Source organism: Streptomyces sp. NPDC003720 (assembly GCF_042875075.1).
GTDB lineage: Bacteria > Actinomycetota > Actinomycetes > Streptomycetales > Streptomycetaceae > Streptomyces.
Map to the genome: position 1 here is coordinate 298,824 of NZ_JBIANZ010000004.1, position 21,502 is coordinate 320,325.

A 21,502-nucleotide genomic window follows, 5' to 3' on the forward strand; every position below is an offset into this window, starting at 1 on the left:
CATTTCGACGCCGTCACCCGCGCCCTGACGCGCCCTCAGGGACGCCTCCGGGTCGGGCCGGGGGAGTCACCGATGTGGCCGGTGGGGCGCGGGCGGCACGCTGGGGGCATGTCGGAAACCACTGCCGCTCGCCGCGGTACCTCTCTCGTCCGCCGCCTCGCCACCCCCGTCGCCGCCGCCGCTCTCCTGGCGGGCGTGGCCGGTGTCTGGGCAGCGGGCGCCGCCTACTCCGCGCCCGCCGCCGGCGCCCGGGCCGCCACGGGGTTCGGCGACTGCCCGGCTCTTCCCGAGGGCGTGGACCCCGCGCGCTGGAGGTGCGAGGTGCACACGGCCACACCGAAGCTGACCATGGGCGAGATCACCACGACGCTCGCTCCGATCACCATGACGCACGCCGAGGGGCCCCTGCCGGACGGCGCCGACGGGCAGGTGTGGGGCGCGCTGCACAGCGCGCCGACCGCGGTGCCGGGTGGCCTGACCGGCACGCCGGCGGGCGGCCACGCCCCGGCTCTGGGCCTGGCGATACGGCCGGAGTACGGCGGGCGGTCGGACTTCTACACCCGACGACTCAGCCTGCGCTTCCGGCTGCTGAGCCCCCTGCTGCCGCGGGACTGCGCGATCGGCGCGAGCGCGCCGGTCGACTTCCAGGTGAAGCGGTCGGGGCCCTCGCGGCACGTGTCCGAGGACCCGCCCGTGATCGAGTTCTCCGCGTACGACGACACCTTCACGGCCCCCGCACCCGAGCACTGCGGACCGCTGACGGGTCCCCTCGGCAGACGCCTCGGCCTGCCGGCGGCCACCGGGAACCTGCTGTCCTACGACGCCTCGTACACCTACCGCACCTACGACCGGCTCCCGTAGGGACGCCCGTGCCGGCAGGGGCCCGTACGGCGAAGGGCCCGCCGCACGTGGTGCGACGGGCCCCGGTGGCCGGGCTGTCGTCAGCCGAGCTTGGCGAAGCCGTAGTTGAGGAGCTTCTTCGCGTCCGACTCGCGCTGGGCGATCGAGGTGGAGGCGAGGACGGTGCCGACGACCGTCTTGCCGTTCCGGGTCGCGGCGAAGACCAGGCAGTACTTGGCCTCAGGGCCGGAGCCGGTCTTCACACCGATGGTGCCGCTGTAGCTGCTGAGCAGACCGTTGGTGTTGTCCCACGTCTTCATCGTGCGGGTGCTGCCGGTCTTGGTGATCGTCTTGGCCGTGTAGTGCTTGGTCTTGACGACCGTGCGGAACGTGGAGCTCTTCAGCGCGCTGCTGGCCAGCTTGGTCAGGTCGCGCGGGGTCGAGTAGTTGGAGCCGTTGCCGATGCCGTCGAACGAGTCGAAGTGCGTGTTCGTCATGCCGAGGCTCCTGGCGGTGGAGTTCATCTTGGAGATGAACGACGCCACGCGCTTGGCACGCGTCGAGCCGGTGCCGAACTTGTCCGCGAGTGCGTAGGCGGCGTCGCAGCCGGACGGCAGCATCAGGCCGTACAGGAGCTGGCGGACGGTGACCTTGTCGCCGACGATCAGGTGCGCCTGCGAGGCGTTGTTCCTGACGACGTAGTCGCTGTACTCCTTCTGGATCGTCACCTTGGCGTCCAGATTGAGGTTCGACTGGGCGAGCACGACCTTGGCGGTCATGATCTTGGTGGTGGAGCCCGTGGATCGCTTGGTGTCGGCTGCCTTGGTGTACAGCGACTTGGCGTTCGCGTTGTTCATCACGTAGCCGCCCTTGGCCACGATCGAGGGCGTGGTGACGGCCTGCGCGGGTGCCGCGGTGAGAGCCCCGGTGGCGAGCAGCGCGCCGGACGTCACAGCGACGGCGGTTGCTCGGCGGATACGGCGGGTGCCCTTGATGCCGGTAATCAAAGTGAAGTACCCCGATTGTCTGGAATGCCCCTGATATGCGGCCGAGTTGAGGTGGCGAGCGAGTGGGGCCGCACGAGTGTGACACGTAAATAGCACAGAAGGTTGTGCGGCCGCTGGGGGCGATTTCCGGCACGTCCGCATGGTGGACGCGATCCGTGTTGCGTACGTGTTGTATCTATCCTGTGGGCATGGCAACGCCCGTGAAGCAACCACCCGCCGCCGACCGTGTCTACACGCACGTCAAGCAAGGCGTGCTCGACCGCCGCTACGAGGGCGGGACGCTGCTCACCGAGGGTGAGCTGGCGGATGCCGTGGGCGTTTCGCGCACACCGGTGCGGGAGGCGCTGCTGCGGCTGGAGATGGAGGGCCTGATCAGGCTCTACCCCAAGAAGGGCGCGCTGGTCCTGCCGGTGTCGGCGCAGGAGATCGCCGACGTCGTCGAGACCCGGCTGCTGGTGGAGGAGCACGCGGCGCGCAAGGCCGTGCCCGCGCCGCCGGGGCTGCTGGAGCGGCTCGCGGAGCTGCTGGAGAAGCAGAAGACGCAGGCCGCCGCCGGCGACTTCGCCGCGGCCGCGGTGACCGACCGGTGCTTCCACGCCGAGATCGTGCGCAGCGGCGGCAACGAGATCCTCTCGCGGCTGTACGACCAGCTGCGCGACCGGCAGCTGCGGATGGGGGTCGCCGTCATGCACTCGCACCCGGACCGGATCGCCAAGACGCTCGCCGAGCACGAGGAGATCCTGCGGGCCCTGGGCTCCGGTGACGCGGAAGCGGCCGTCGGGGTCGTGCACCGGCACGTGAGCTGGTTCTCGCACCTCGCGCGGGGTGAGGTGCGATGAACAGCGCCACCCTGCCGGGTGACCCCCCGGGCGGTCGTCGCGCCGTCGCGATGTGGTCGATCGGCGTCTCGGTCTACTTCGTCGCCGTCATCTTCCGCACCTCCCTGGGCGTGGCCGGCCTGGACGCGGTCGAACGCTTCCACGTGGGCGCCTCTGCGCTGTCGACCTTCTCGATCCTCCAGCTGCTGGTCTACGCCGGCATGCAGATACCCGTCGGGCTGCTGGTCGACCGGCTCGGCACCAAGAAGGTGCTGAGTCTCGGCGCGGTGCTGTTCACCCTGGGCCAGCTCGGCTTCGCCTTCTCGCCCTCGTACGGCATGGCGCTGGCCTCGCGCGCGCTGCTCGGCTGCGGTGACGCGCTGACCTTCATCAGCGTGCTGCGCCTCGGCACCCGCTGGTTCCCCGCCCGGCGCGGACCGCTGGTCGCCCAGCTCGCGGGCCTGGTGGGCATGGCCGGCAACCTGGTCTCCACGCTGGTCATCGCGCGGCTGCTGCACGGCATCGGCTGGACCGCCGCGTTCGCGGGCAGCGCGCTGGCCGGTGCGGTCGTCCTCGTCCTGGCGCTGCTGTTCCTGAAGGACCACCCCGAGGGGTACGAGCCCGCGCCCTCTCCGCACCAGGGCGCCGGCTACGTCCGCCGGCAGATCGCCGCGTCCTGGCGGGAGCCCGGCACCCGGCTGGGCATGTGGGTGCACTTCACCACCCAGTTCCCGGCGATGGTCTTCCTGCTGCTGTGGGGCCTGCCGTTCCTGGTCCAGGCGCAGGGCCTCAGCCGGGCCACGGCCGGTGAGCTGCTCACCCTGGTCGTGCTGTCCAACATGGTGATCGGCCTGGTCTACGGCCAGATCGTGGCCCGGCACCACGCGGCCCGGCTGCCGCTGGCGCTGGGCACGGTGGCCGCGACCGCGCTGATGTGGGCGGTGACGCTCGCCTACCCGGCCGAGCATGCGCCGATGTGGCTGCTGGTGGTGCTGTGCGCGGTGCTCGGCGCGTGCGGCCCCGCCTCGATGCTCGGCTTCGACTTCGCGCGCCCGGCCAACCCGCCCGAGCGACAGGGCACCGCCTCCGGCATCACCAACATGGGCGGTTTCATCGCCTCGATGACGACGCTGTTCGCGGTCGGTGTGCTGCTGGACGCGACCGGCGACGACTACACGGTGGCCTTCTCCGCGGTCTTCGTCCTGCAGGCCCTCGGCGTCAGCCAGATCCTCCGCCTGCGCGGCCGGGCCGCCCGCCGGGAGCGGGAGCGCCTGGTGGCGAGCCGGGTGGAAACGGTCCACGTGCCCGCGTGACCCGGCCCACGTGCCCCCGTGAACCGCGGATGCCCGGCGGGCCCCCAGCGGGCGCCCGCCGGGCATTCGGTTCGACGAGGCGCGCGGAGGCCTCCCGCGGGCGCGTCAGCGGGCCACCGGGACCAGCGTGAGGTAGGCGAGGCCGAGTACGCCCCGGTAGGCCATCCACTGGGCCCGGTGCCGGTCGAGGCGGTCGCGGACCGCGGCGGCCGAGGGATGGCCGGTGTGCCCGGCGAGCCACACCTCGGCGTCCGCCTGGTACGCGGACTCGAACTCCTCCCACTCCTCCCGGCTCGCGGTCTCCGTCCACTCGGGCCGGAAGCCCGCCTCGACGGCGAGGTCGAGCAGGGCGCCGAGGTCGCAGTGATCGTCCGCGGACGCCTCCGGCCACATCCGGGCCAGCTCGTGCGGGGCCGGAGGGCGCTCCCAGAAACCCTCGCCGAGCACCACCCGCCCGTCCTCGGCCACCAGCCGCCGCAGCTCGCGCAGCGCCTCCGCGACCGGGGACGCGGCCGTGCTCAGCGCCTGGCTCGCGCCCAGGCACAGCACCAGGTCGGCGGGCCCGCGTCGGGTGCCCAGCGCGGACTCCTCGCGGAACTCCACCCGGTCCGTGAGCCCGCGCGCCCCGGCGTTGCGCCGCCCGCGGGCCAGGTCCTCGCCGTTGACGTCCACGCCGACACCCTTGGCCCCGGGCACGGCCTCCAGCAGGCGGAGCAGCAGTTCGCCCCAGCCGCAGCCGATGTCCAGGACGGTGCGGGGCCGCCTGGCGGCCAGCCGTTGCACCATCGCCGTCGCCCGGGCGGCGGAGAGGGGTCCGTGGAAGGTGAGGCGGGTGAGCCGGGGCGGGCCGTCGTCGTCGATCATGCGGGCACGCTAACGATCCGGGCGACCCCGGTCACCGGAATATCGCGCCCCGTCGCCCAGGCACACACCGGCTCCGCCCGCCGCACGCACTCAGCGCTCCGCGCCCCCGCGTCCAGCGCTCCCGCGTCAGCGAGCGGCCCAGCCCCGCCCGCAGCACGCGCCTCGGGGGGCAGCGCGCCTGCGCGCGTTCCGCGCCCCGCGGTCAACGCCCCGGCGTCCAGGAAGCGGCTCGGGCGCCGCCCACGGCACGCCCCCGCGTCCAGCGCGCCTTCGTGCCTTTCGCGCCCCGCCGCTCAGCGCCCGGCGTCCAGGAAGCGGCCCCGCCCCGCGAGGTCCGCAGCACCGCGTTCCGCTACGGCGTGACCCTGAGGCTTCGCAGGATGGCCGTCGTCAGCTCGGGGTCGCCCTCCGTCTTCACCCGGTCCGCCACCGCGTCCGGGGACACCCTGCCGCAGGACAGGCGGACGTAGGTCTCCCAGTCGAGGGTGAGGGTGGCCGCCGGGCCGAGGGCGGGCGCCGTCTCCAGCGTGCCGCGGCCCTGGATGTCGACCCGGATCGTGCGCAGGAACTCGACGGGTCCGTGCACGTCGAAGACGATCGCGGAGCTGCGCGGCGCGTTCGCGTCCTTCGCGACGACCCTGGGCAGCGCCTCCAGCAGCATGTCGCGGGCGACGTGGGCGCCCGGCGAGTCGAGGTTGCCGGGGCGGGCGAGGGCCGTGCGCAGGTCCTGCTCGTGAACCCACACGTCGAACGCCCTGGTGCGCATCGCGTGTTCGAGGGTGATCTCGGTGCCCATCGGGCCGCGCACCTTGGTGCCGGGGTCGCGGGACTCGTTGCGCAGCTGGCGGTTCCTGCGGATGACGGTGTACTCCAGCTCCGCCGTCATCTCCGGCGCCGTGTGGTGACGGCGGACGTCGACCTGCATCTCCATGTAGCGCTGGTGCGGGTTGGTGACGTGGAAGAGGTCGCGGGGCAGGGTGTGGATGGGCCGCGGGTCGCCGAGCATCTCGCAGTCCAGGCCGATGACGTGCGAGACCACGTCGCGGACGGACCAGCCCGGGCACGGGGTCCGCCGGTTCCACTCGGCCTCCGGGAGCGGCTGCACCAGCTCGGATATCGCTTCGATGGAGTGGGTCCAGGCGTCGGCGTAGGGCTGGAGGGTGGGATGCAGACTCACGGAACGGGACCCCTCGGCGGTCGGTACACGGGCAGGTTGTGGCGGCGTTGCCGGCGGACGGTGGCTGCACTCGGCGGGTGTCGTGGCACCCCCCCGGCTCTCGGCTTCGCTCGAGCGGGGGACCCCCAAGTTACGCTGCTCCGAGGCACCCCGGCAGTGCTTTCGTGTGACGATCGTAGGCCTGTATGGACGACTCGAATGCCAGGACGGTGGTAGTGTGCGCGCCTCGCTGATCCAGATCGCCGTGGACGAGGGTGAATCGGTGGCCTCCCGACGGCGGCGGGCGGCCGCCCTGGTCCGGGAGCAGGCCGGGTCCGACCTCGTGGTCCTGCCCGAGCTGTGGACCACCGGCGCCTTCGCCTACGAGGAGTTCGGCGCGGAGGCCGAACCGCTCGAGGGACCGACGTACGAGGTGATGGCCAAGGCCGCGAGCGACGCGGGCGTATGGCTGCACGCCGGCTCGATCCCGGAACGCGCCCCGGCCGACGGCTCAGCGGGCGGTGGCGACCTCTACAACACCTCTCTCGTCTTCTCCCCCTCCGGCGAACTGGCCGCGGCCTACCGCAAGATCCACCGCTTCGGCTTCGACAAGGGCGAGGCCGTGCTGATGAGCGCCGGACGGGACGTGGTGACGGTCCGGCTGCCCGGCACCACCCTCGGCGTCGCCACCTGCTACGACCTGCGTTTCCCCGAGCTGTTCCGCTCGCTGGTGGCCGCGGGCGCCGAGACGCTGGTGATCCCGGCCGGCTGGCCCGAGCGGCGGCGGGCGCACTGGACGCTGCTGGCGCAGGCGCGGGCGGTGGAGAACCAGGCGTTCGTGCTCGCCTGTGGAACGGCCGGGACGCACGCCGGAGTTCCGCAGGCCGGTCACTCGATCGTGGTCGACCCGTGGGGCGAGGTGCTCGCCGAGGCGGGGGCCGGCGAGGAGGTCCTCACGGTGGAGTTCGACCCCGGGAAGGTGGCGGTGACCCGTGAGCAGTTCCCGGCCCTGAAGGACCGGGTGATGGGGCTCGAACCGCCCGCGCCGCCGACGCAGGTGGGCGGCCGGGGCCGCTGAGCGGTGGTGTGGGGCCACGGCCGGGGTCCCCACCCGGCCGTGGCCCCGGCTCAGTCCTCGCGCTCCTTCTCCGCCAGGTGGATCACGCACACCGCCACGGCGATCAGCAGCGCCGGGTCCGCGTCCTCCCGTACGACGTCGACGCCGTACGTCTCCCGGACGTGCAGCCAGCGCCGGGAGATCACGGCGAGGAGTTCGCCGTCGTACTCGACGGCGAACTCGCGGTCGAGGATCTTGCCGCTGACGTCCAGGTCGGTCCCGTCGGCCAGGGACACCCGGTAGTGGTTGCGCAGCAGGGACAGCCGTTTGCGGCGGATCGTGGCCAGGCCTTCGCCGTCCCGTTCGATCACCATGGTGTCGCGCAGGGCGAACATCTTCTGGTGGATGTCGATGAGGACGCGCCCCTGGGTGTCCTTCAGTTCGAAGGTGTCGCGCAGCCGCATGGCCTTGCCGTCGACGAGGAAGACCTTCTGGCCGTGCTCGTCCTCGATCCAGTAGTCGTCACCGATGCCGAGGAGCCGGTCGCGTACGAGGAATCTCATGCGGTGACCGTTCCCCGGCTTCGGGCCGTCGTCACAAAGCCGTCTTCAAGCCGTCCCCGGTCGGGGGCCCGGTTCACACGCCGTAGCCGTCGGTGTAGCCGTCGCGGGCGTGATGGTGGTGGTGGGGCTCCTCCTCGACCACCGGCGTCGGGGGCACCACGACCCGACGGCGCCGGGCGATGCCGCTGAACGTGGCGATGCCGATGAGCCCGACGGCCATGAAGATGATCCCGACGAGGTCGAGGTTGACTCCCTGCATGTGCCAGTCCGTCGCGAACGTCAGGATGGCACCCAGGGCGATGAGGATGATGCAACCGCCGAGGCCCATTGTCGTCGCCTCCCCTTCCGGTTCCGGAATCTCCGGTGCCGTCCGGGTACCCGGAGCCGCCCCGAACATGTGTGGGACGGCTCGTGACGGGGCCTCAGGGGCCGCCGGGACGTCCCGGCTCAGTCCTCCAGGAACGCCACCAGCGCGTTCGCCAGCAGGAACGGGTCGTCGGCGCCGCACAGTTCACGCGCGCTGTGCATCGACAGGATCGCCACGCCGATGTCGACGGTCCGGATGCCGTGCCGGGCCGCGGTGATCGGGCCGATGGTGGTGCCGCACGGCATGGAGTTGTTGGACACGAAGCTCTGGAACGGGACGTCGGCCCGCTCGCAGGCGGCGGTGAACACCGCGCGGCCCGAACCGTCCGTGGCGTAGCGGTTGTTGACGTTGACCTTCAGGATCGGACCGCCGTTGACCCGGGGGTGGTGCGTCGGGTCGTGCCGCTCGGCGTAGTTGGGGTGGACGGCGTGGCCGGTGTCGGAGGACAGGCAGACGGTGCCGGCGAAGGCCCGGGCTCGGTCCTCGTACGAGCCGCCGCGGGCGAACACCGAGCGCTCCAGGACGGAGCCGAGCAGCGGGCCGTCCGCGCCGGTGTCCGACTGGGAGCCGTTCTCCTCGTGGTCGAAGGCGGCCAGCACGGGGATGTGGCCGAGCGCGGCGCCGGAGGACGCGGCGGCGGCCAGGGCGGCCGTACCGGCGTGCACGGACAGCAGGTTGTCCATCCGGGGACCGGCGACCAGTTCACGGTCGCGGCCGAGGTAGGCCGGCGCCTCGACCGGGTGCACCATGAGGTCCCAGCCGGCCACCGAGCCCGCCGCCAGGCCGGCCTCCTGCTCCAGGAAGGCGATCAGTTCGCCGTCGCGCGGGGCGTCGTCCAGCCCCCACACGGGCTGCAGGTGGCGCTGCTTGTCCAGCTTGAGGCCCTCGCTGTTGACCGCGCGGTCCAGGTGGATGGCGAGCTGCGGCACGCGCAGCAGCGGGCGGTTCACGTCGACCAGGACCGTGCTGCCGTCGCGCAGGGTCAGCCGGCCGGCCAGGCCCAGGTCGCGGTCGAGCCAGGAGTTCAGCAGCGGACCGCCGTAGATCTCCACCGCGACCTGCCGCCAGCCGTGGGCGCTGGTGTCGGGCAGCGGCTTGACCCGCAGGTTCGGCGAGTCGGTGTGCGCGCCGATGATGCGGAAGGGGGTGTGCGGGGCGGCGCCCTCGGGGACGTACCAGGCGACGATCGCCCCGCCGCGCAGCACGTACTTGCCGCCGCTCGTCCCGTCCCAGGCGTCCGTCTCGGCGACCTGCCGGAAGCCCGCCTTCTCCAGCCGCTCGGCGGTGTTCGCCACGGCGTGGTACGGCGACGGGCTCGCCGCCAGGAAGGTCATCAGGTCGTCGGTGTGGCCGCGATCGAAGCGGGCTGGTGCGCTCATGGGCTTACCTTAACGACGTGCGTGGGCCCGCCCCCCGGTACGGGAGCGGGCCCACGGCTGCGATCGGTGGATGCGGAACGGGCCTTCCGGCACGCGGCCGGCCCAGGACCGGCCCGAGGTCGTCCTAGAAGGCGGCCTCGTCCAGCTCCATCAGGTCCAGCTCGACGTTCTCCGAGATCTTGCGGGCCAGGGTGAGGCCGGGCAGGACGTTGGCCGCGAAGAACTTCGCCGCCGCGATCTTGCCGGTGTAGAACGCCTTGTCCTTGGCGGAGGCGGTCTGCAGCTTCTCGGCGGCGACGGCGGCGCCCTTCAGCAGCAGGTAGCCGACCACGACGTCGCCGGAGGCGAGCAGCAGGCGGCTGGTGTTCAGGCCGACCTTGTAGATGTTCTTGACGTCCTGCTCGGTGGCCGCGAGGTCGGTCAGCATCAGGCCGACGATGGCCTCCAGCTCGACGGCCGCCTTTGCGAGGTGCTCGCGGGCGCCCGCCAGCTCCTCGCCGCCGGTGCCGAGCGCCAGGAACTTCTTGATGTCCTCGGCGAGCGAGTTCAGCGCGGCGCCCTGGTTGCGGACGATCTTCCGGAAGAAGAAGTCCTGGCCCTGGATCGCGGTCGTGCCCTCGTACAGGGTGTCGATCTTGGCGTCGCGGATGTACTGCTCGATCGGGTACTCCTGCAGGAAGCCGGAGCCGCCGAAGGTCTGCAGCGACTGGGCGAGCTGCTCGTAGCCCTTCTCGGAGCCGTAGCCCTTGACGATGGGCAGGAGCAGGTCGTTGAGCGCGTGCTCGGCCTTGGCGTCCTCGCCGTTCGCCTCCTTGACGGCGATGGCGTCCTGGATCGAGGCCGTGTAGAGGACGAGGGCGCGCATGCCCTCGGCGTACGCCTTCTGCGTCATCAGCGAGCGGCGGACGTCGGGGTGGTGGGTGATGGTGACCTTGGGCGCGGTCTTGTCCATGAAGTTCGCCAGGTCCGGGCCCTGGACGCGCTCCTTGGCGTACTCCAGGGCGTTGAGGTAGCCCGTGGAGAGGGTGGAGATCGCCTTCGTGCCGACCATCATGCGGGCGAACTCGATGATGCGGAACATCTGGCGGATGCCGTCGTGCTTGTCACCGATCAGCCAGGCCTTGGCCGGGTGCCGGTCGCCGAAGGTCATCTCGCAGGTGTTGGACGCCTTCAGGCCCATCTTGTGCTCGACGTTGGTGGCGTAGACGCCGTTGCGCTCGCCCAGCTCGCCGGTCTCGAAGTCGAAGAGGTACTTCGGGACGAGGAAGAGGGACAGGCCCTTGGTGCCGGGACCGGCGCCCTCGGGACGCGCGAGCACGTAGTGGAGGATGTTCTCCTCCATGTCGTGCTCACCGGACGTGATGAAGCGCTTCACGCCCTCGATGTGCCAGGAGCCGTCCTCCTGCTGGACCGCCTTGGTGCGGCCGGCGCCGACGTCGGAGCCCGCGTCGGGCTCGGTGAGCACCATGGTGGAGCCCCAGGTGCGCTCCACCGCGATCTGCGCGATCTTCTTCTGGACGTCGTTGCCCTCGTCGAAGAGGATGCCGGCGAACGCCGGGCCGGAGGAGTACATCCACACGGCCGGGTTCGAGCCGAGGACGAGTTCGGCGTAGGCCCAGATCAGGGACGGCGGGGCCGTCGTGCCGCCGATCTCCTCGGGCAGGCCCAGACGCCAGTACTCGGAGTCCATGAACGCCTTGTAGCTCTTCTTGAAGGACGCCGGGACGGGCGCGGTGTTCGTCTCCGGGTCGAAGACCGGCGGGTTGCGGTCCGCGTCCGCGAACGACTCGGCGAGCTCGTTCTCCGCGAGGCGGGTCAGCTCCTCCAGGACGCTCTTGGCGGTGTCCGTGTCCATCTCGCCGAACGGGCCGGTTCCGTACAGCTTGTCGCGCCCGAGCACCTCGAACAGGTTGAACTCGATGTCGCGGAGGTTCGGCTTGTAGTGCCCCATGGTGACGGCTCCGTATCGGACTCGGCGAGGCACTGTCTCCTCGCATCTGGTTCACGTACCAACAAGTAGCTACGATGATGCTACCCGTCGGTAATAAGACGCAAGCCCGATTCCGTCATCTGTGACTGAGTACTCTTCTGCGCATGTACGGATACGGCCAGCCCATGGACGGTGGCGCCGCTCAGCAGAGTTACGTCCCCCCGCAGCAGGGCGGTGCAGGCGGGTACGGCCAGCAGCCGCCGCTCTATCCGGAGCCGTCCCCACCCTCGCTGGCGGACGCGGTGCGCGCCTTCACCACCGGGCAGATGCCCGCCGAGGACTTCCAGCAGATCTTCGCCACGTCGAAGGTGTACTGCCCGCGCGGCGACACCCCCGGCTTCCTCGCCCTGCACAACACCCAGCAGCCGGTGATCCCGATGTTCACCTCGCTCAAGGAGCTGCGCCGGTACGCGGGCAAGGAGTCCAAGTACTTCGTGATCACCGGCTCCGAGGTGATCGACCTGCTGCCGAGCGGCTACGGCTTCGTCCTGGACATGGAGGGCGAGCACCGGATGGTGTTCGACGCCAAGGCGGTCGAGCAGATGGTCGACTTCGCCATGCGCCGGATGTACGGCTAGCCGCCGTTGCCGCGCGGACGGCGGCCGGCCCGCACCCCGCTGCGAGCCCGGAGGGAATACCCTCCGGGCTCGCTCTGTTGTGGGGTGGCAGAAAGTTCAACGCTCAACTAAACTGGGCGCACAAGGAGGTACCGACCATGCCTGCAGTGACCGTCGAGAACCCGCTGACCCTGCCCCGCGTGACCGCTCCCGCCGACGCGGTGGCTCGGCCCGTGCTCTCCGTCACGACCGCCCCGGGCGGTTTCGAGGGCGAGGGCTTCCCGGTGCGCCGGGCGTTCGCCGGGATCAACTACCGGCACCTCGACCCGTTCATCATGATGGACCAGATGGGCGAGGTGGAGTACGCGCCGGGCGAGCCCAAGGGCACCCCCTGGCACCCGCACCGCGGCTTCGAGACCGTCACCTACATCATCGACGGGATCTTCGACCACCAGGACTCCAACGGCGGTGGCGGCACCATCACCAACGGCGACACCCAGTGGATGACCGCGGGCTCGGGCCTGCTGCACATCGAGGCCCCGCCGGAGCAGCTCGTCATGTCCGGCGGCCTCTTCCACGGCCTGCAGCTGTGGGTGAACCTCCCGGCCAGGGACAAGATGATGGCCCCGCGCTACCAGGACATCCGCGGCGGCAGCGTCCAGCTGCTGACCAGCCCGGACGGCGGCGCGCTGCTGCGGGTCATCGCGGGCGAGCTGGACGGTCACGCGGGCCCCGGCATCACGCACACGCCGATCACGATGATCCACGCGACCCTGGCCCCCGGCGCCGAGATCACCCTGCCCTGGCGCGGGGACTTCAACGGCCTCGCCTACGTCATGGCGGGCCGCGGCAGCGTCGGCGCCGAGCGCCGGCCGATCCACCTGGGCCAGACCGCCGTCTTCGGCGCGGGCGGTGCCCTGACGGTCCGCGCGGACGAGCGGCAGGACTCGCACACCCCCGACCTGGAGGTCGTCCTCCTCGGCGGACAGCCCATCCGTGAGCCCATGGCGCACTACGGCCCGTTCGTCATGAACACCAAGGAAGAGCTGATGCAGGCCTTCGAGGACTTCCAGAAGGGCCGCCTCGGCACGGTCCCGGCCGTGCACGGCATGACCCCGAAGGGCCCCCAGGCCTGACCCGCCCCCTCCACCCCGTCGCCTGGTCCGCTCGCCGAGCGGACCAGGCGACGGGCATGTGCGGGGCCCCGGGCGCCGGCCCCCTCACCCGGCCGGTCCCGTGCGGCAGGACAGGCGGCCCGGTGGCGTGATCCGCTGGGGATGTGTCGCTGCTGCCCGAGTCCGTGCGCCGTCTCGCCGCCTGGTGTGCCGTCGTGCTGCTGGTCGCCGGGGTCGGCTGGGTGGTGATCCGGCTGTGCGCGGTGCTGCGCACCGCCGTCGTGCCGGTGCTGCTCGCGCTGCTCGGGACCGCGCTGCTCGGCCCGCTGTACCGGCGGCTGGTGAAGGCCAAGGTGCAGCGCTCCCTCGCCGCCGCGCTGACCTGCGTCGCCGTGGTGGCCGTGGTCGGCGGCGCCGTGTACATCGTGGTCGCCGCGCTCGTCGACACCGGTGACCAGATCATCGCGTCGGTACGGCAGGGCGTCAGGGCCCTGACGAAGCACTTCGGGGCCGCCGGGACCGGGCTGGACGACCTGATCGGCAACGCCAAGAAGCTGCTGGGCAAGTACGGCGGGACCGCGGCCTCCAACGTCATCAGCGGGGTCGGCGTGGTGGGTGAGTACCTGGCCATGGCCCTGCTCGCGCTGCTGCTCGTCTTCTTCTTCCTGCGCGACTCCCACCGGGCGGCCGGGGCGCTCCGGATCGTCGCGCCCGGCCCGCTGGGCGACACCCTGGAGGCGCTGGCGCGACGTGCCTTCGGCGCGGTGCAGGGGTTCATGCGGGGCACCACGGTCATCGCGCTCATCGACGCCGTCTGCATCACCGTCGGCCTGCTGATCCTGCGGGTGCCCGGCGCGATCGGGCTCGGCGCGCTCGTCTTCGTCGGCGCCTACATCCCCTACCTCGGCGCCTTCATCTCCGGCGCGGTGGCCGTGCTGGTCGCCCTCGCCGACCGCGGCCTCGTCATCGCGCTGTGGGCGCTGGGGGTGGTGCTCGCGGTGCAGGTGCTGGAGGGGCACGTGCTCCAGCCGGCCATCCAGAGCCGGACCGTGCACATGCACCCCGCGGTGGTGCTGCTGGCGATCACCGCAGGGGCGTCCGTCGCGGGCATCCTCGGCATGCTGCTCTCGGTGCCGCTGACCGCGGCCGCCGTCGGCGTCGTGAACGAGCTGCGTGAGCGTCACACGGCGGCCGGGCCGCCGGACTCGTAGAGCTCGAACCAGATGCTCTTGCCCTTGCCGCGCGGGTCCACCCCCCACAGGTCCGCGAGCAGCTCGATCAGCATCAGGCCGCGGCCGGAGGAGGCCAGCTCCCCGGGCCGGCGCCGGTGCGGGAGGTCGTCGCCGGAGTCCGTGACCTCCACCCGCAGCCGGCGCCCGCCCGGCTCCCCGGCCACCTCGGCGAGCAGCAGCGCGTCCGCGTCGGTGTGCACGAGGACGTTGGTGACCATCTCGGAGACCAGCAGCACCGCGGAGTCCACCTGCTCGGCCGACACCCAGTCGTGCAGCAGCTCGCGCAGGTGCCGGCGGGCCTCGGCGATCCGCTCGGGCTCGTCCTGGGCCACGGGCAGCAGGGTGCGCCGCAGCCGGGGCTGCACGGTCAGCGTGTCGTCGCGGCCGCAGCCCGCGCCCTGCCGGCACAGCAGCAGCAGCGCGATGTCGTCCTCGCGGCGGTCGGCGAGCGGGCCGGTGGTGTGGTGCGACGACGGTCCGTGCACGCCCTGCACCAGCGCGTCGGCCAGCGACTCCAGATCCCCGGTGTGCGCCTCGAGGATCGCGCGTATGCGCCGCCAGCCGCTCTCCATGTCGTGGCCGCCGGTCTCGATCAGGCCGTCGGTGCACAGCATCAGGGTCTCGCCGGGCTCCAGCGTGAACCGGGTGGTCGGGTAGTCGGCGTCCGGGTCGACGCCCAGCGGCACCCCGCCGGCCGTGGGGCGCATCATCACCGTGCCGTCGGCCATCCGGATCGCCGGGTCCGGATGCCCGGCGCGGGCGATCTCCAGCATGCCGGTCGCCGGATCGGCCTCGACGTAGAGGCAGGTCGCGAAGCGCACGTCGGTCATGTGCTCGTCGTGGGTGATGCCGTGCAGGAAGCGGGCGGCGCGGGAGAGCACCGCGTCCGGGCGGTGCCCCTCGGAGGCGTAGGCGCGCAGCGCGATGCGGAGCTGGCCCATCAGGCCCGCCGCCCGGACGTCATGCCCCTGGACGTCGCCGATGGCCAGTGCGAACCTCCCGGCGGGCAGCGGGATCATGTCGTACCAGTCGCCGCCGACCTGCAGCCCGCCCCCGGTCGGGATGTAGCGGGCGGCCACCGTCATCCCTGGGATCTCCGGGCCCAGCGACGGCAGCATGGAGCGCTGCAGTCCCTCGGTCAGCTCCCGCTGGGTGTCGGCGGCGCCGGCCCGGTTCAGGGCCTGGGCGAGCATCCGGGCGACCGTCGTCAGGACCGCGCGCTCGTCCGGGGTGAAGGCGACCGGGTAGGTGAAGGCCGCCATCCAGGCGCCCATGGTGCGCCCGGCCGCCGTGAGCGGCAGGAACGCCCAGGAACGGCGCTCGAAGTGCCGGGCGAGGGGCCAGGTGACGGGGTAGCGCGCCCGGTACTGCTCGGGGGAGGAGAGGTAGACGGCCCGGCCGGTGCGGACCACCTCGGCCGCCGGGTAGTCCGCGCTGAGCGGCATGTGCAGGAAGGGGCCGTCCTCACCGGGCTGCTGCCCGTGGTGGCCGATCACCGTCAGCCGCTCGCCCTCCACGCCGAACACCGCGAGACCGTCCGGGGAGAACCCGGGCATGGACAGTCCGGCCGCGACCCGCAGCACCTCCGCCGTGGAGCGCGCCTCCGCCAGGGCCCGGCCGGCGTCCAGCAGGAACGCCTCCCGTGAGCGGCGCCAGTCGCCGGTGACCGCGTTGCGGGCCGCCGCGGTGCCCGGGGTGGGCTCGGTGACCTCCTGGAGCGTCCCGATCAGTTCGTACGCCCGCCGGTCCGGGTCGAAGGACGGCTTCGAGCGGCTGCGGACGACCCGTACGACCTGGCCCTCCTCGTCCATGATCCGGATCCGCACCTCGGCCAGCGTGCCCTCGTCGACCGCCAGCGGCACCACTCCGGTGATCTCGTTCCAGTCCTCCGGGTGGAGCCGTGCCCGGGTCTGGTTCTCGGTGAGGGTGACCGGCTCCGGGGGCAGCCCGAGCAGCCGCGCCGCCTCCCCGTCCACGGTGACCAGTCCGGCGGCGGTGTCCCAGTGCCACAACCCGGTCGCGAGGGCGGCGAGGACGTCACCCACGGACGGCAGAGACTCGCCTGTACGCATTGCCCCCATTTAAGGAGATGTGCTCGATAACTGCCACCCTTGGCGGACGCCGTAAATGGTGGGGAGCCGATCTTGGCGTGCCCGGTACCCTTGATGGGTCCGGGCCCCGTGCCCGGCCCCCGCCGGGGCGGCAGTCCCGGCACTCATCACCCCACCACGAAGGACGATGAACGACGATGCATCGGTACAGGTCCCACACCTGCGGCCAGCTCCGCGCCTCTGACGTCGGCACCGACGTCCGGCTGAGTGGCTGGCTGCACAATCGGCGCGACCTGGGCGGCATCCTCTTCATCGATCTGCGCGACCACTACGGCATCACGCAGCTCGTGGCCCGTCCCGGCACGCCCTCGTACGAGGCCCTGGACAAGCTCTCCAAGGAGTCCACGGTCCGCGTCGACGGCCGCGTGGTTTCACGTGGAACCGAGAACGTGAACGCCGACCTGCCCACCGGTGAGATCGAGGTCGAGGTCTCCGAGGTCGAGCTGCTCGGCGCGGCGGCCCCGCTGCCCTTCACCATCAACGCCGAGGACGGGGTCAACGAGGAGCGGCGCCTGGAGTACCGCTTCCTGGACCTGCGCCGCGAGCGCATGCACCGCAACATCATGCTGCGCACGGCGGTCATCTCCGCCATGCGCCAGAAGATGGCGGTGATGGGCTTCAACGAGATGGCGACGCCCATCCTGTCCGCCACCTCCCCCGAGGGCGCCCGCGACTACGTCGTGCCCTCCCGGGTCCACCCCGGCAAGTTCTACGCGCTGCCGCAGGCCCCGCAGCAGTTCAAGCAGCTGCTGATGATCTCCGGCTTCGACCGGTACTTCCAGATCGCCCCCTGCTTCCGTGACGAGGACGCCCGCGCCGACCGCTCGCCGGGCGAGTTCTACCAGCTCGACGTCGAGATGAGCTTCGTGGAGCAGGAGGACGTCTTCCAGCCCATCGAGAAGCTCATGACGGAGCTGTTCGAGGAGTTCGGCGGCGGCCGCCACGTCACCTCCCCGTTCCCGCGCATCCCGTTCCGTGAGGCGATGCTGAAGTACGGCTCCGACAAGCCGGACCTGCGCGCCAAGCTGGAGCTCGTCGACATCACCGACGTGTTCGAGGGCTCGGAGTTCAAGGCCTTCGCCGGCAAGCACGTGCGGGCGCTGCCCGTGCCGGCGGTCCAGGACCAGCCGCGCAAGTTCTTCGACCAGCTCGGTGACTTCGCCGTCTCGCTGGGCGCGAAGGGCCTGGCGTGGGTGCGCGTCGGCGAGGACGGGACGCTGACCGGCCCGATCGCCAAGTTCCTGACCGAGGAGAACGTCGCCGAGCTGACCAAGCGCCTGTCGCTGGCGCCCGGCCACGCCATCTTCTTCGGCGCCGGCGAGTTCGACGAGGTCTCGAAGATCATGGGTGCGGTGCGGGTCGAGGCCGCCAGGCGCTCCGGTCAGTTCGAGGAGAACGTCTTCCGTTTCTGCTGGATCGTCGACTTCCCGATGTACGAGAAGGACGAGGACACCGGCGCGATCGACTTCTCGCACAACCCGTTCTCGATGCCGCAGGGCGGCCTTGAGGCCCTGCAGACCCAGGACCCGCTGGACATCCTCGGCTGGCAGTACGACATCGTCTGCAACGGTGTCGAGCTGTCCTCCGGCGCCATCCGGAACCACGAGCCGGAGATCATGCTCAAGGCCTTCGAGATCGCGGGTTACGACCGCGAGACGGTCGAGGAGAAGTTCGCGGGCATGCTCCGCGCCTTCCGCTTCGGTGCCCCGCCGCACGGCGGAATCGCGCCCGGCGTGGACCGGATCGTCATGCTCCTCGCGGACGAGCCCAACATTCGCGAGACGATCTCCTTCCCGCTCAACGGCAACGCCCAGGACCTGATGATGGGCGCGCCGACCGAGCTGGACGAGTCGCGCCTGCGCGAGCTGCACCTCTCCGTCCGGAAGCCGCAGCCCAAGTAATCCGCGCTCCGTTCTCGGGACGGATCAGAGGGGCGGCCCCCGCAGGGGGGCCGCCCTTTTTTCTGCCGTTCCCGGATTCCGGTGCGGAATCCGTTCAGCGGTATCAGAATCCGCAGTACACCGAGCTGCCGTAGTCGCTCAGCAGGTCGTCGCGGATCCAGCCGTACACCCCTGTGCTGTCGTTGCGGGCGTACGTCCAGGTGTAGTCGCCGGCGACCGTGTAGCAGTGGTAGTCCAGCCGCTGGGTGGAGTAGGCGATCCCGTTGATCGCACAGCTGGTGCTGGAGCCGCTGCGCTCGTTGGCCCCGTCCGCCGTCTTGTTCCAGGCGCTCGAGTCCTTGTCCGCCACGGTCTTGCCGCAGGACGCGGCCGCCGAGGCCGGCGTGGTCGCCAGGGCGATCGGCAGGCTCGCGGCCACCGCCACGAGCGTGGGCAGAACGACTGCGAATCGACGCTTCATTGAACCCCCATCGTCGTTGTTCTTGTCGTTGTCGCTTTTCCTTTCGCGTCACCCGGGGTCGTCCGGGTCCCGAGTGGCACTAGTACGATTCGGTGCCGGACGGACTGAAGAAATGCTTCCGATAAGGGATGTCCGTTTCTGTTCGATGTGCGACCGAAAAGAAATGATGGGGGAATAGGTCATTCCTGTGCCGTTGTGTGACATGCGTACAACCCTGAGCGGGGTGGCCGTTCGGCTGGAATTGGTCGTGCCGCCTGCCCGTGGATCCGCCGGTTCCGCAATTCCCGTTACCGGCCGGCGGCGGAAGAGAATGCCCCGTATCCGCCCCTGAACAGCACGGGTGCAATCCGGTACGGTGTGGAATCCCAGGCGAAGGAGTCGCGTTGCCCGCTCGCATACTGGTGGCCGAGGACGACGTGAAACAGGCGCAACTCATCCGTATCTACCTGGAACGGGAGGGCCACGACGTCCAGCTCGTGGCCGACGGACGCTCCGCGATCGACCGGGCCCGCGCCTCCCGGCCGGACCTGATCGTCCTCGACGTGATGATGCCGGACGTCGACGGACTCGACGTCTGCCGCATCCTGCGCATGGACTCCCGGGTGCCGATCCTGCTGCTGACCGCCCGCAGCACCGAGGAGGACCTGCTGCTCGGCCTCGACCTCGGCGCCGACGACTACATGACCAAGCCGTACAGCCCCCGCGAACTGACCGCCCGGGTGCGGGCGCTGCTGCGCCGGGCCCGGGCCGCCGAGGGCGAACGGCCCGCCCTGCTCACGGTCGGGGACCTGGTGATCGACACCGCCCGCTTCGAGGTACGGGCGGCCGGTGAGCCGGTGCCGCTCACCGGCAAGGAGTTCGCGATCCTCGCCGTGCTCGCGGGCGAGCCGGGGCGGGCCTTCACCCGGGCCCAGATCATCGACCGGGTCTTCGGGTTCGACCAGAACGTGCTGGAGCGCACCGTGGACGCGCACGTGATGAACCTGCGGCGGAAGCTGGAGCGGGGCCGCGACGGGACCCGGTACGTGGAGACCGTGTACGGACGGGGCTACCGCCTGGCGACGCGGCCGCCCGGGACGCCGGCGCCGGACGGCGGGACGCGGTGAGCTTCCGGCTGCGGGTGCTGGGCCTGCTGGCCCTGATCGCCCTGACCGCCACGGGCGCCACCGCCTGGCTGACGTTACGGCAGGCCGCCAGCCAGGCACGGGACTCGGTGACCGCCGGACGCCAGGACGTGGCGCGGATCACCGACGCCCTCCAGTCGTACGGCCTGCGGCACGGCACCTGGGACGGGGTGGCCCCGACCGTGCGGAGACTGGCGGCGGACACCGGCCAGCGGATCCGGGTCACCACCGAGACGGACGTCCTGCTCGCCGACTCCGACACCCTGGCCGGCCGCACCCCGCGCCCGGTCGGCGGACAGCCGCCCCTCCTCGTCGATCCCCGGCCGAGACTGCAGCTGCCGGAGAACTCCGTACCCCTCGCCTCGGTCAAGCGGACGGTGGCCGCGATCGCCGACTACCGGTCCGCCGTCACCTACGCCACCTGCCTGACCAGGGCCGGCGCGCAGGTCACCGCCCGGACCGGACGGACCGGCATCCCCCGGATCAGCACCGACCGGGACCAGGCCCGGTGTGTCCGGCCCGACCCCGGAGCCGACCCCCGGGCGGGCGAGGACCACGCGGCCGTCTCGCGCTGCTCCGGCGAACAGCGCCTCACCGCCTGCCTGCAGCGGGTCTTCAACGAACGGACCGCCACCCTCGCCCCGCCGCGCCTCCAGGTGGGGCTCGGCTTCCGGGGCGAGGCCCCGGCCGGCCTCGCCGCCGCACCGACCGTGGCGGTCGCCTCCGGTGTCGCCCTGGTCGCCGTGCTCGGCGCGCTGCTGCTCAGCCGGGCCGTGCTGCGGCCGGTGCGGGCCCTGACCTCGGCCGCCCGGGACCTCGGCGAGGGCGAACTGGAACGGCGGGTGCCGGTCTCCGGACGGGACGAGATGGCCGAACTGGGCCGGGCGTTCAACCGCATGGCCCACTCGCTGCAGGCCGCCGAGGACCGCCAGCGCCGGCTCACCGCCGACATCGCCCACGAACTGCGCACCCCGCTCGCCAACGTGCGCGGTTACCTGGAGGCGCTGCGGGACGGCGTGGTCGAACCGACGCCCGAACTGCTCGACTCCCTGCACGAGGAGGCGATGCTGCAGCAGCGGATCGTCGACGACCTCCAGGATTTGGCGCTGGCCGAGGCGGGGGCGCTCACCTACCACCGGGCCGTGGTGGACCTCGGCGACCTGCTGGAGACCAGCCGCACCGCCCATCTGGCGCAGGCGGAGGCCGCCGGTGTGGCGCTGCGGACCGAGGCGCCCCGTCCGGTACGGGTCCACGCCGACGCCGACCGGCTGCGGCAGGTGGTCGGCAACCTGGTCGGCAACGCGCTGCGGGCCACCGCGCCCGGCGGGACGGTGACCCTCCGCGCCGAGCGCCGGGACGGCACGGCGGTGCTCCTCGTGCGGGACACCGGCAAGGGGATCCCCGCCGAGCAGCTGCCCCGCCTCTTCGACCGCTTCTGGCGCGCGGACCCCGCGCGCGGCCGCACCACGGGAGGCAGCGGCCTCGGCCTCGCCATCGCCCGCCAGATCGTCACCGACCACGAAGGCACGATCGAGGTCACGAGCCGTCCGGGCACCGGGACCACGTTCACGGTGACGCTGCGGGCGCTGGACTGAGGGACGCGGCGGTCGTGCGCCGGTCCGGTGACGCGGGGACCGGACCTGGAGCG

19 protein-coding genes are annotated in these 21,502 nt (G+C 71.7%); 10 read left to right on the forward strand and 9 right to left on the reverse strand.

Annotation, left to right across the window (positions count from 1 at the left end; translation table 11 throughout):
* Positions 1-108 precede the first annotated feature (108 nt).
* Positions 109-861, forward strand: coding sequence for a hypothetical protein (locus ACFYU0_RS13125; protein WP_389300390.1), 753 nt, complete (start codon positions 109-111; stop codon positions 859-861).
* An 80-nt stretch (positions 862-941) separates the two neighbouring features.
* Here ACFYU0_RS13125 and ACFYU0_RS13130 read toward each other — a convergent pair whose 3' ends face one another.
* Positions 942-1,847: a D-alanyl-D-alanine carboxypeptidase family protein gene (locus ACFYU0_RS13130; RefSeq protein ID WP_389300393.1), complete on the reverse strand. Its 906-nt coding sequence runs from the start codon at positions 1,845-1,847 to the stop codon at positions 942-944.
* Positions 1,848-2,035: 188 nt separating this feature from the next.
* Here ACFYU0_RS13130 and ACFYU0_RS13135 point away from each other — a divergent pair, with 188 nt between their 5' ends.
* Together ACFYU0_RS13135 and ACFYU0_RS13140 are read left to right on the forward strand one after the other, a co-directional pair.
* Positions 2,036-2,686 carry a GntR family transcriptional regulator gene (locus ACFYU0_RS13135; protein WP_351662035.1) on the forward strand — a complete coding sequence of 217 codons (651 nt, stop codon included), beginning with the start codon at positions 2,036-2,038 and terminating at the stop codon, positions 2,684-2,686.
* Positions 2,683-3,978, forward strand: a complete 1,296-nt coding sequence (locus ACFYU0_RS13140) for an MFS transporter (protein ID WP_351662038.1) — start codon at positions 2,683-2,685, stop codon at positions 3,976-3,978. Before ACFYU0_RS13135 ends, ACFYU0_RS13140 begins: the two co-directional genes overlap by 4 nt.
* Before the next feature lie 105 nt (positions 3,979-4,083).
* Here ACFYU0_RS13140 and ACFYU0_RS13145 read toward each other — a convergent pair whose 3' ends face one another.
* Both ACFYU0_RS13145 and ACFYU0_RS13150 read right to left on the reverse strand, forming a co-directional pair.
* Positions 4,084-4,842 (reverse strand): SAM-dependent methyltransferase, encoded by a 759-nt coding sequence (locus tag ACFYU0_RS13145; RefSeq protein WP_389300396.1) that lies wholly within the window; start codon positions 4,840-4,842, stop codon positions 4,084-4,086.
* Between the two features lie 352 nt (positions 4,843-5,194).
* On the reverse strand, positions 5,195-6,019 hold the full coding sequence (locus tag ACFYU0_RS13150) for a maleylpyruvate isomerase family mycothiol-dependent enzyme (protein WP_351662044.1): 825 nt from the start codon (positions 6,017-6,019) through the stop codon (positions 5,195-5,197).
* 217 nt (positions 6,020-6,236) lie between these two features.
* Here ACFYU0_RS13150 and ACFYU0_RS13155 point away from each other — a divergent pair, with 217 nt between their 5' ends.
* Positions 6,237-7,076 carry a carbon-nitrogen family hydrolase gene (locus tag ACFYU0_RS13155; protein WP_389300398.1) on the forward strand — a complete coding sequence of 280 codons (840 nt, stop codon included), beginning with the start codon at positions 6,237-6,239 and terminating at the stop codon, positions 7,074-7,076.
* A gap of 50 nt (positions 7,077-7,126) precedes the next feature.
* Here the strand turns inward: ACFYU0_RS13155 and ACFYU0_RS13160 are convergent, their stop codons facing one another.
* The 4 genes from ACFYU0_RS13160 to ACFYU0_RS13175 form a co-directional block, all read right to left on the reverse strand.
* Positions 7,127-7,618, reverse strand: coding sequence for an LURP-one-related family protein (locus ACFYU0_RS13160; protein WP_351662050.1), 492 nt, complete (start codon positions 7,616-7,618; stop codon positions 7,127-7,129).
* A 73-nt stretch (positions 7,619-7,691) separates the two neighbouring features.
* Positions 7,692-7,946, reverse strand: coding sequence for a DUF6458 family protein (locus ACFYU0_RS13165; RefSeq protein ID WP_351662053.1), 255 nt, complete (start codon positions 7,944-7,946; stop codon positions 7,692-7,694).
* A gap of 119 nt (positions 7,947-8,065) precedes the next feature.
* Positions 8,066-9,364, reverse strand: a complete 1,299-nt coding sequence (locus ACFYU0_RS13170) for a M18 family aminopeptidase (RefSeq protein WP_389300402.1) — start codon at positions 9,362-9,364, stop codon at positions 8,066-8,068.
* 124 nt (positions 9,365-9,488) lie between these two features.
* Positions 9,489-11,315, reverse strand: a complete 1,827-nt coding sequence (locus tag ACFYU0_RS13175) for an acyl-CoA dehydrogenase (RefSeq protein ID WP_389300404.1) — start codon at positions 11,313-11,315, stop codon at positions 9,489-9,491.
* 143 nt (positions 11,316-11,458) lie between these two features.
* On the opposite strand from ACFYU0_RS13175, the gene ACFYU0_RS13180 reads away from it, so the two are divergent.
* The 3 genes from ACFYU0_RS13180 to ACFYU0_RS13190 all read left to right on the forward strand — a co-directional run bounded on the left by ACFYU0_RS13180 (position 11,459) and on the right by ACFYU0_RS13190 (position 14,237).
* On the forward strand, positions 11,459-11,932 hold the full coding sequence (locus ACFYU0_RS13180) for an SseB family protein (protein WP_351662062.1): 474 nt from the start codon (positions 11,459-11,461) through the stop codon (positions 11,930-11,932).
* A 137-nt stretch (positions 11,933-12,069) separates the two neighbouring features.
* Positions 12,070-13,047 carry a pirin family protein gene (locus ACFYU0_RS13185; protein WP_389300407.1) on the forward strand — a complete coding sequence of 326 codons (978 nt, stop codon included), beginning with the start codon at positions 12,070-12,072 and terminating at the stop codon, positions 13,045-13,047.
* 143 nt (positions 13,048-13,190) lie between these two features.
* Positions 13,191-14,237 (forward strand): AI-2E family transporter, encoded by a 1,047-nt coding sequence (locus ACFYU0_RS13190; protein ID WP_351662068.1) that lies wholly within the window; start codon positions 13,191-13,193, stop codon positions 14,235-14,237.
* Here the strand turns inward: ACFYU0_RS13190 and ACFYU0_RS13195 are convergent.
* Positions 14,207-16,330 carry a SpoIIE family protein phosphatase gene (locus ACFYU0_RS13195; protein WP_389300411.1) on the reverse strand — a complete coding sequence of 708 codons (2,124 nt, stop codon included), beginning with the start codon at positions 16,328-16,330 and terminating at the stop codon, positions 14,207-14,209. The genes ACFYU0_RS13190 and ACFYU0_RS13195 overlap by 31 nt on opposite strands.
* 176 nt (positions 16,331-16,506) lie before the next feature.
* Between ACFYU0_RS13195 and aspS the strand changes: the two genes are divergently transcribed.
* On the forward strand, positions 16,507-18,270 hold the full coding sequence (gene aspS / locus ACFYU0_RS13200) for an aspartate--tRNA ligase (protein ID WP_351662071.1): 1,764 nt from the start codon (positions 16,507-16,509) through the stop codon (positions 18,268-18,270).
* A 103-nt stretch (positions 18,271-18,373) separates the two neighbouring features.
* Here aspS and ACFYU0_RS13205 read toward each other — a convergent pair whose 3' ends face one another.
* Positions 18,374-18,730, reverse strand: a complete 357-nt coding sequence (locus tag ACFYU0_RS13205; RefSeq protein WP_351662074.1) for an SH3 domain-containing protein — start codon at positions 18,728-18,730, stop codon at positions 18,374-18,376.
* Between the two features lie 383 nt (positions 18,731-19,113).
* Here ACFYU0_RS13205 and ACFYU0_RS13210 point away from each other — a divergent pair, with 383 nt between their 5' ends.
* A complete protein-coding gene (locus ACFYU0_RS13210; protein WP_351662076.1) occupies positions 19,114-19,836 on the forward strand; it encodes a response regulator transcription factor in 723 nt (240 codons plus the stop codon).
* Positions 19,833-21,449, forward strand: a complete 1,617-nt coding sequence (locus ACFYU0_RS13215) for a sensor histidine kinase (protein ID WP_389300416.1) — start codon at positions 19,833-19,835, stop codon at positions 21,447-21,449. The genes ACFYU0_RS13210 and ACFYU0_RS13215 overlap by 4 nt, the downstream gene beginning before the upstream one ends.
* Positions 21,450-21,502 lie beyond the last annotated feature (53 nt).

Coding starts and splice junctions, on each gene's coding strand:
- ACFYU0_RS13135 (WP_351662035.1), top strand. CDS start 2,036: ATGGCAACGCCCGTGAAGCAACCACCCGCCGCCGACCGTGTCTACACG.
- aspS (WP_351662071.1), top strand. CDS start 16,507: ATGCATCGGTACAGGTCCCACACCTGCGGCCAGCTCCGCGCCTCTGAC.
- ACFYU0_RS13145 (WP_389300396.1), bottom strand. CDS start 4,842: ATGATCGACGACGACGGCCCGCCCCGGCTCACCCGCCTCACCTTCCAC.
- ACFYU0_RS13165 (WP_351662053.1), bottom strand. CDS start 7,946: ATGGGCCTCGGCGGTTGCATCATCCTCATCGCCCTGGGTGCCATCCTG.
- ACFYU0_RS13195 (WP_389300411.1), bottom strand. CDS start 16,330: ATGCGTACAGGCGAGTCTCTGCCGTCCGTGGGTGACGTCCTCGCCGCC.
- ACFYU0_RS13185 (WP_389300407.1), top strand. CDS start 12,070: ATGCCTGCAGTGACCGTCGAGAACCCGCTGACCCTGCCCCGCGTGACC.
- ACFYU0_RS13175 (WP_389300404.1), bottom strand. CDS start 11,315: ATGGGGCACTACAAGCCGAACCTCCGCGACATCGAGTTCAACCTGTTC.
- ACFYU0_RS13170 (WP_389300402.1), bottom strand. CDS start 9,364: ATGAGCGCACCAGCCCGCTTCGATCGCGGCCACACCGACGACCTGATG.
- ACFYU0_RS13180 (WP_351662062.1), top strand. CDS start 11,459: ATGTACGGATACGGCCAGCCCATGGACGGTGGCGCCGCTCAGCAGAGT.
- ACFYU0_RS13140 (WP_351662038.1), top strand. CDS start 2,683: ATGAACAGCGCCACCCTGCCGGGTGACCCCCCGGGCGGTCGTCGCGCC.
- ACFYU0_RS13160 (WP_351662050.1), bottom strand. CDS start 7,618: ATGAGATTCCTCGTACGCGACCGGCTCCTCGGCATCGGTGACGACTAC.
- ACFYU0_RS13125 (WP_389300390.1), top strand. CDS start 109: ATGTCGGAAACCACTGCCGCTCGCCGCGGTACCTCTCTCGTCCGCCGC.
- ACFYU0_RS13205 (WP_351662074.1), bottom strand. CDS start 18,730: ATGAAGCGTCGATTCGCAGTCGTTCTGCCCACGCTCGTGGCGGTGGCC.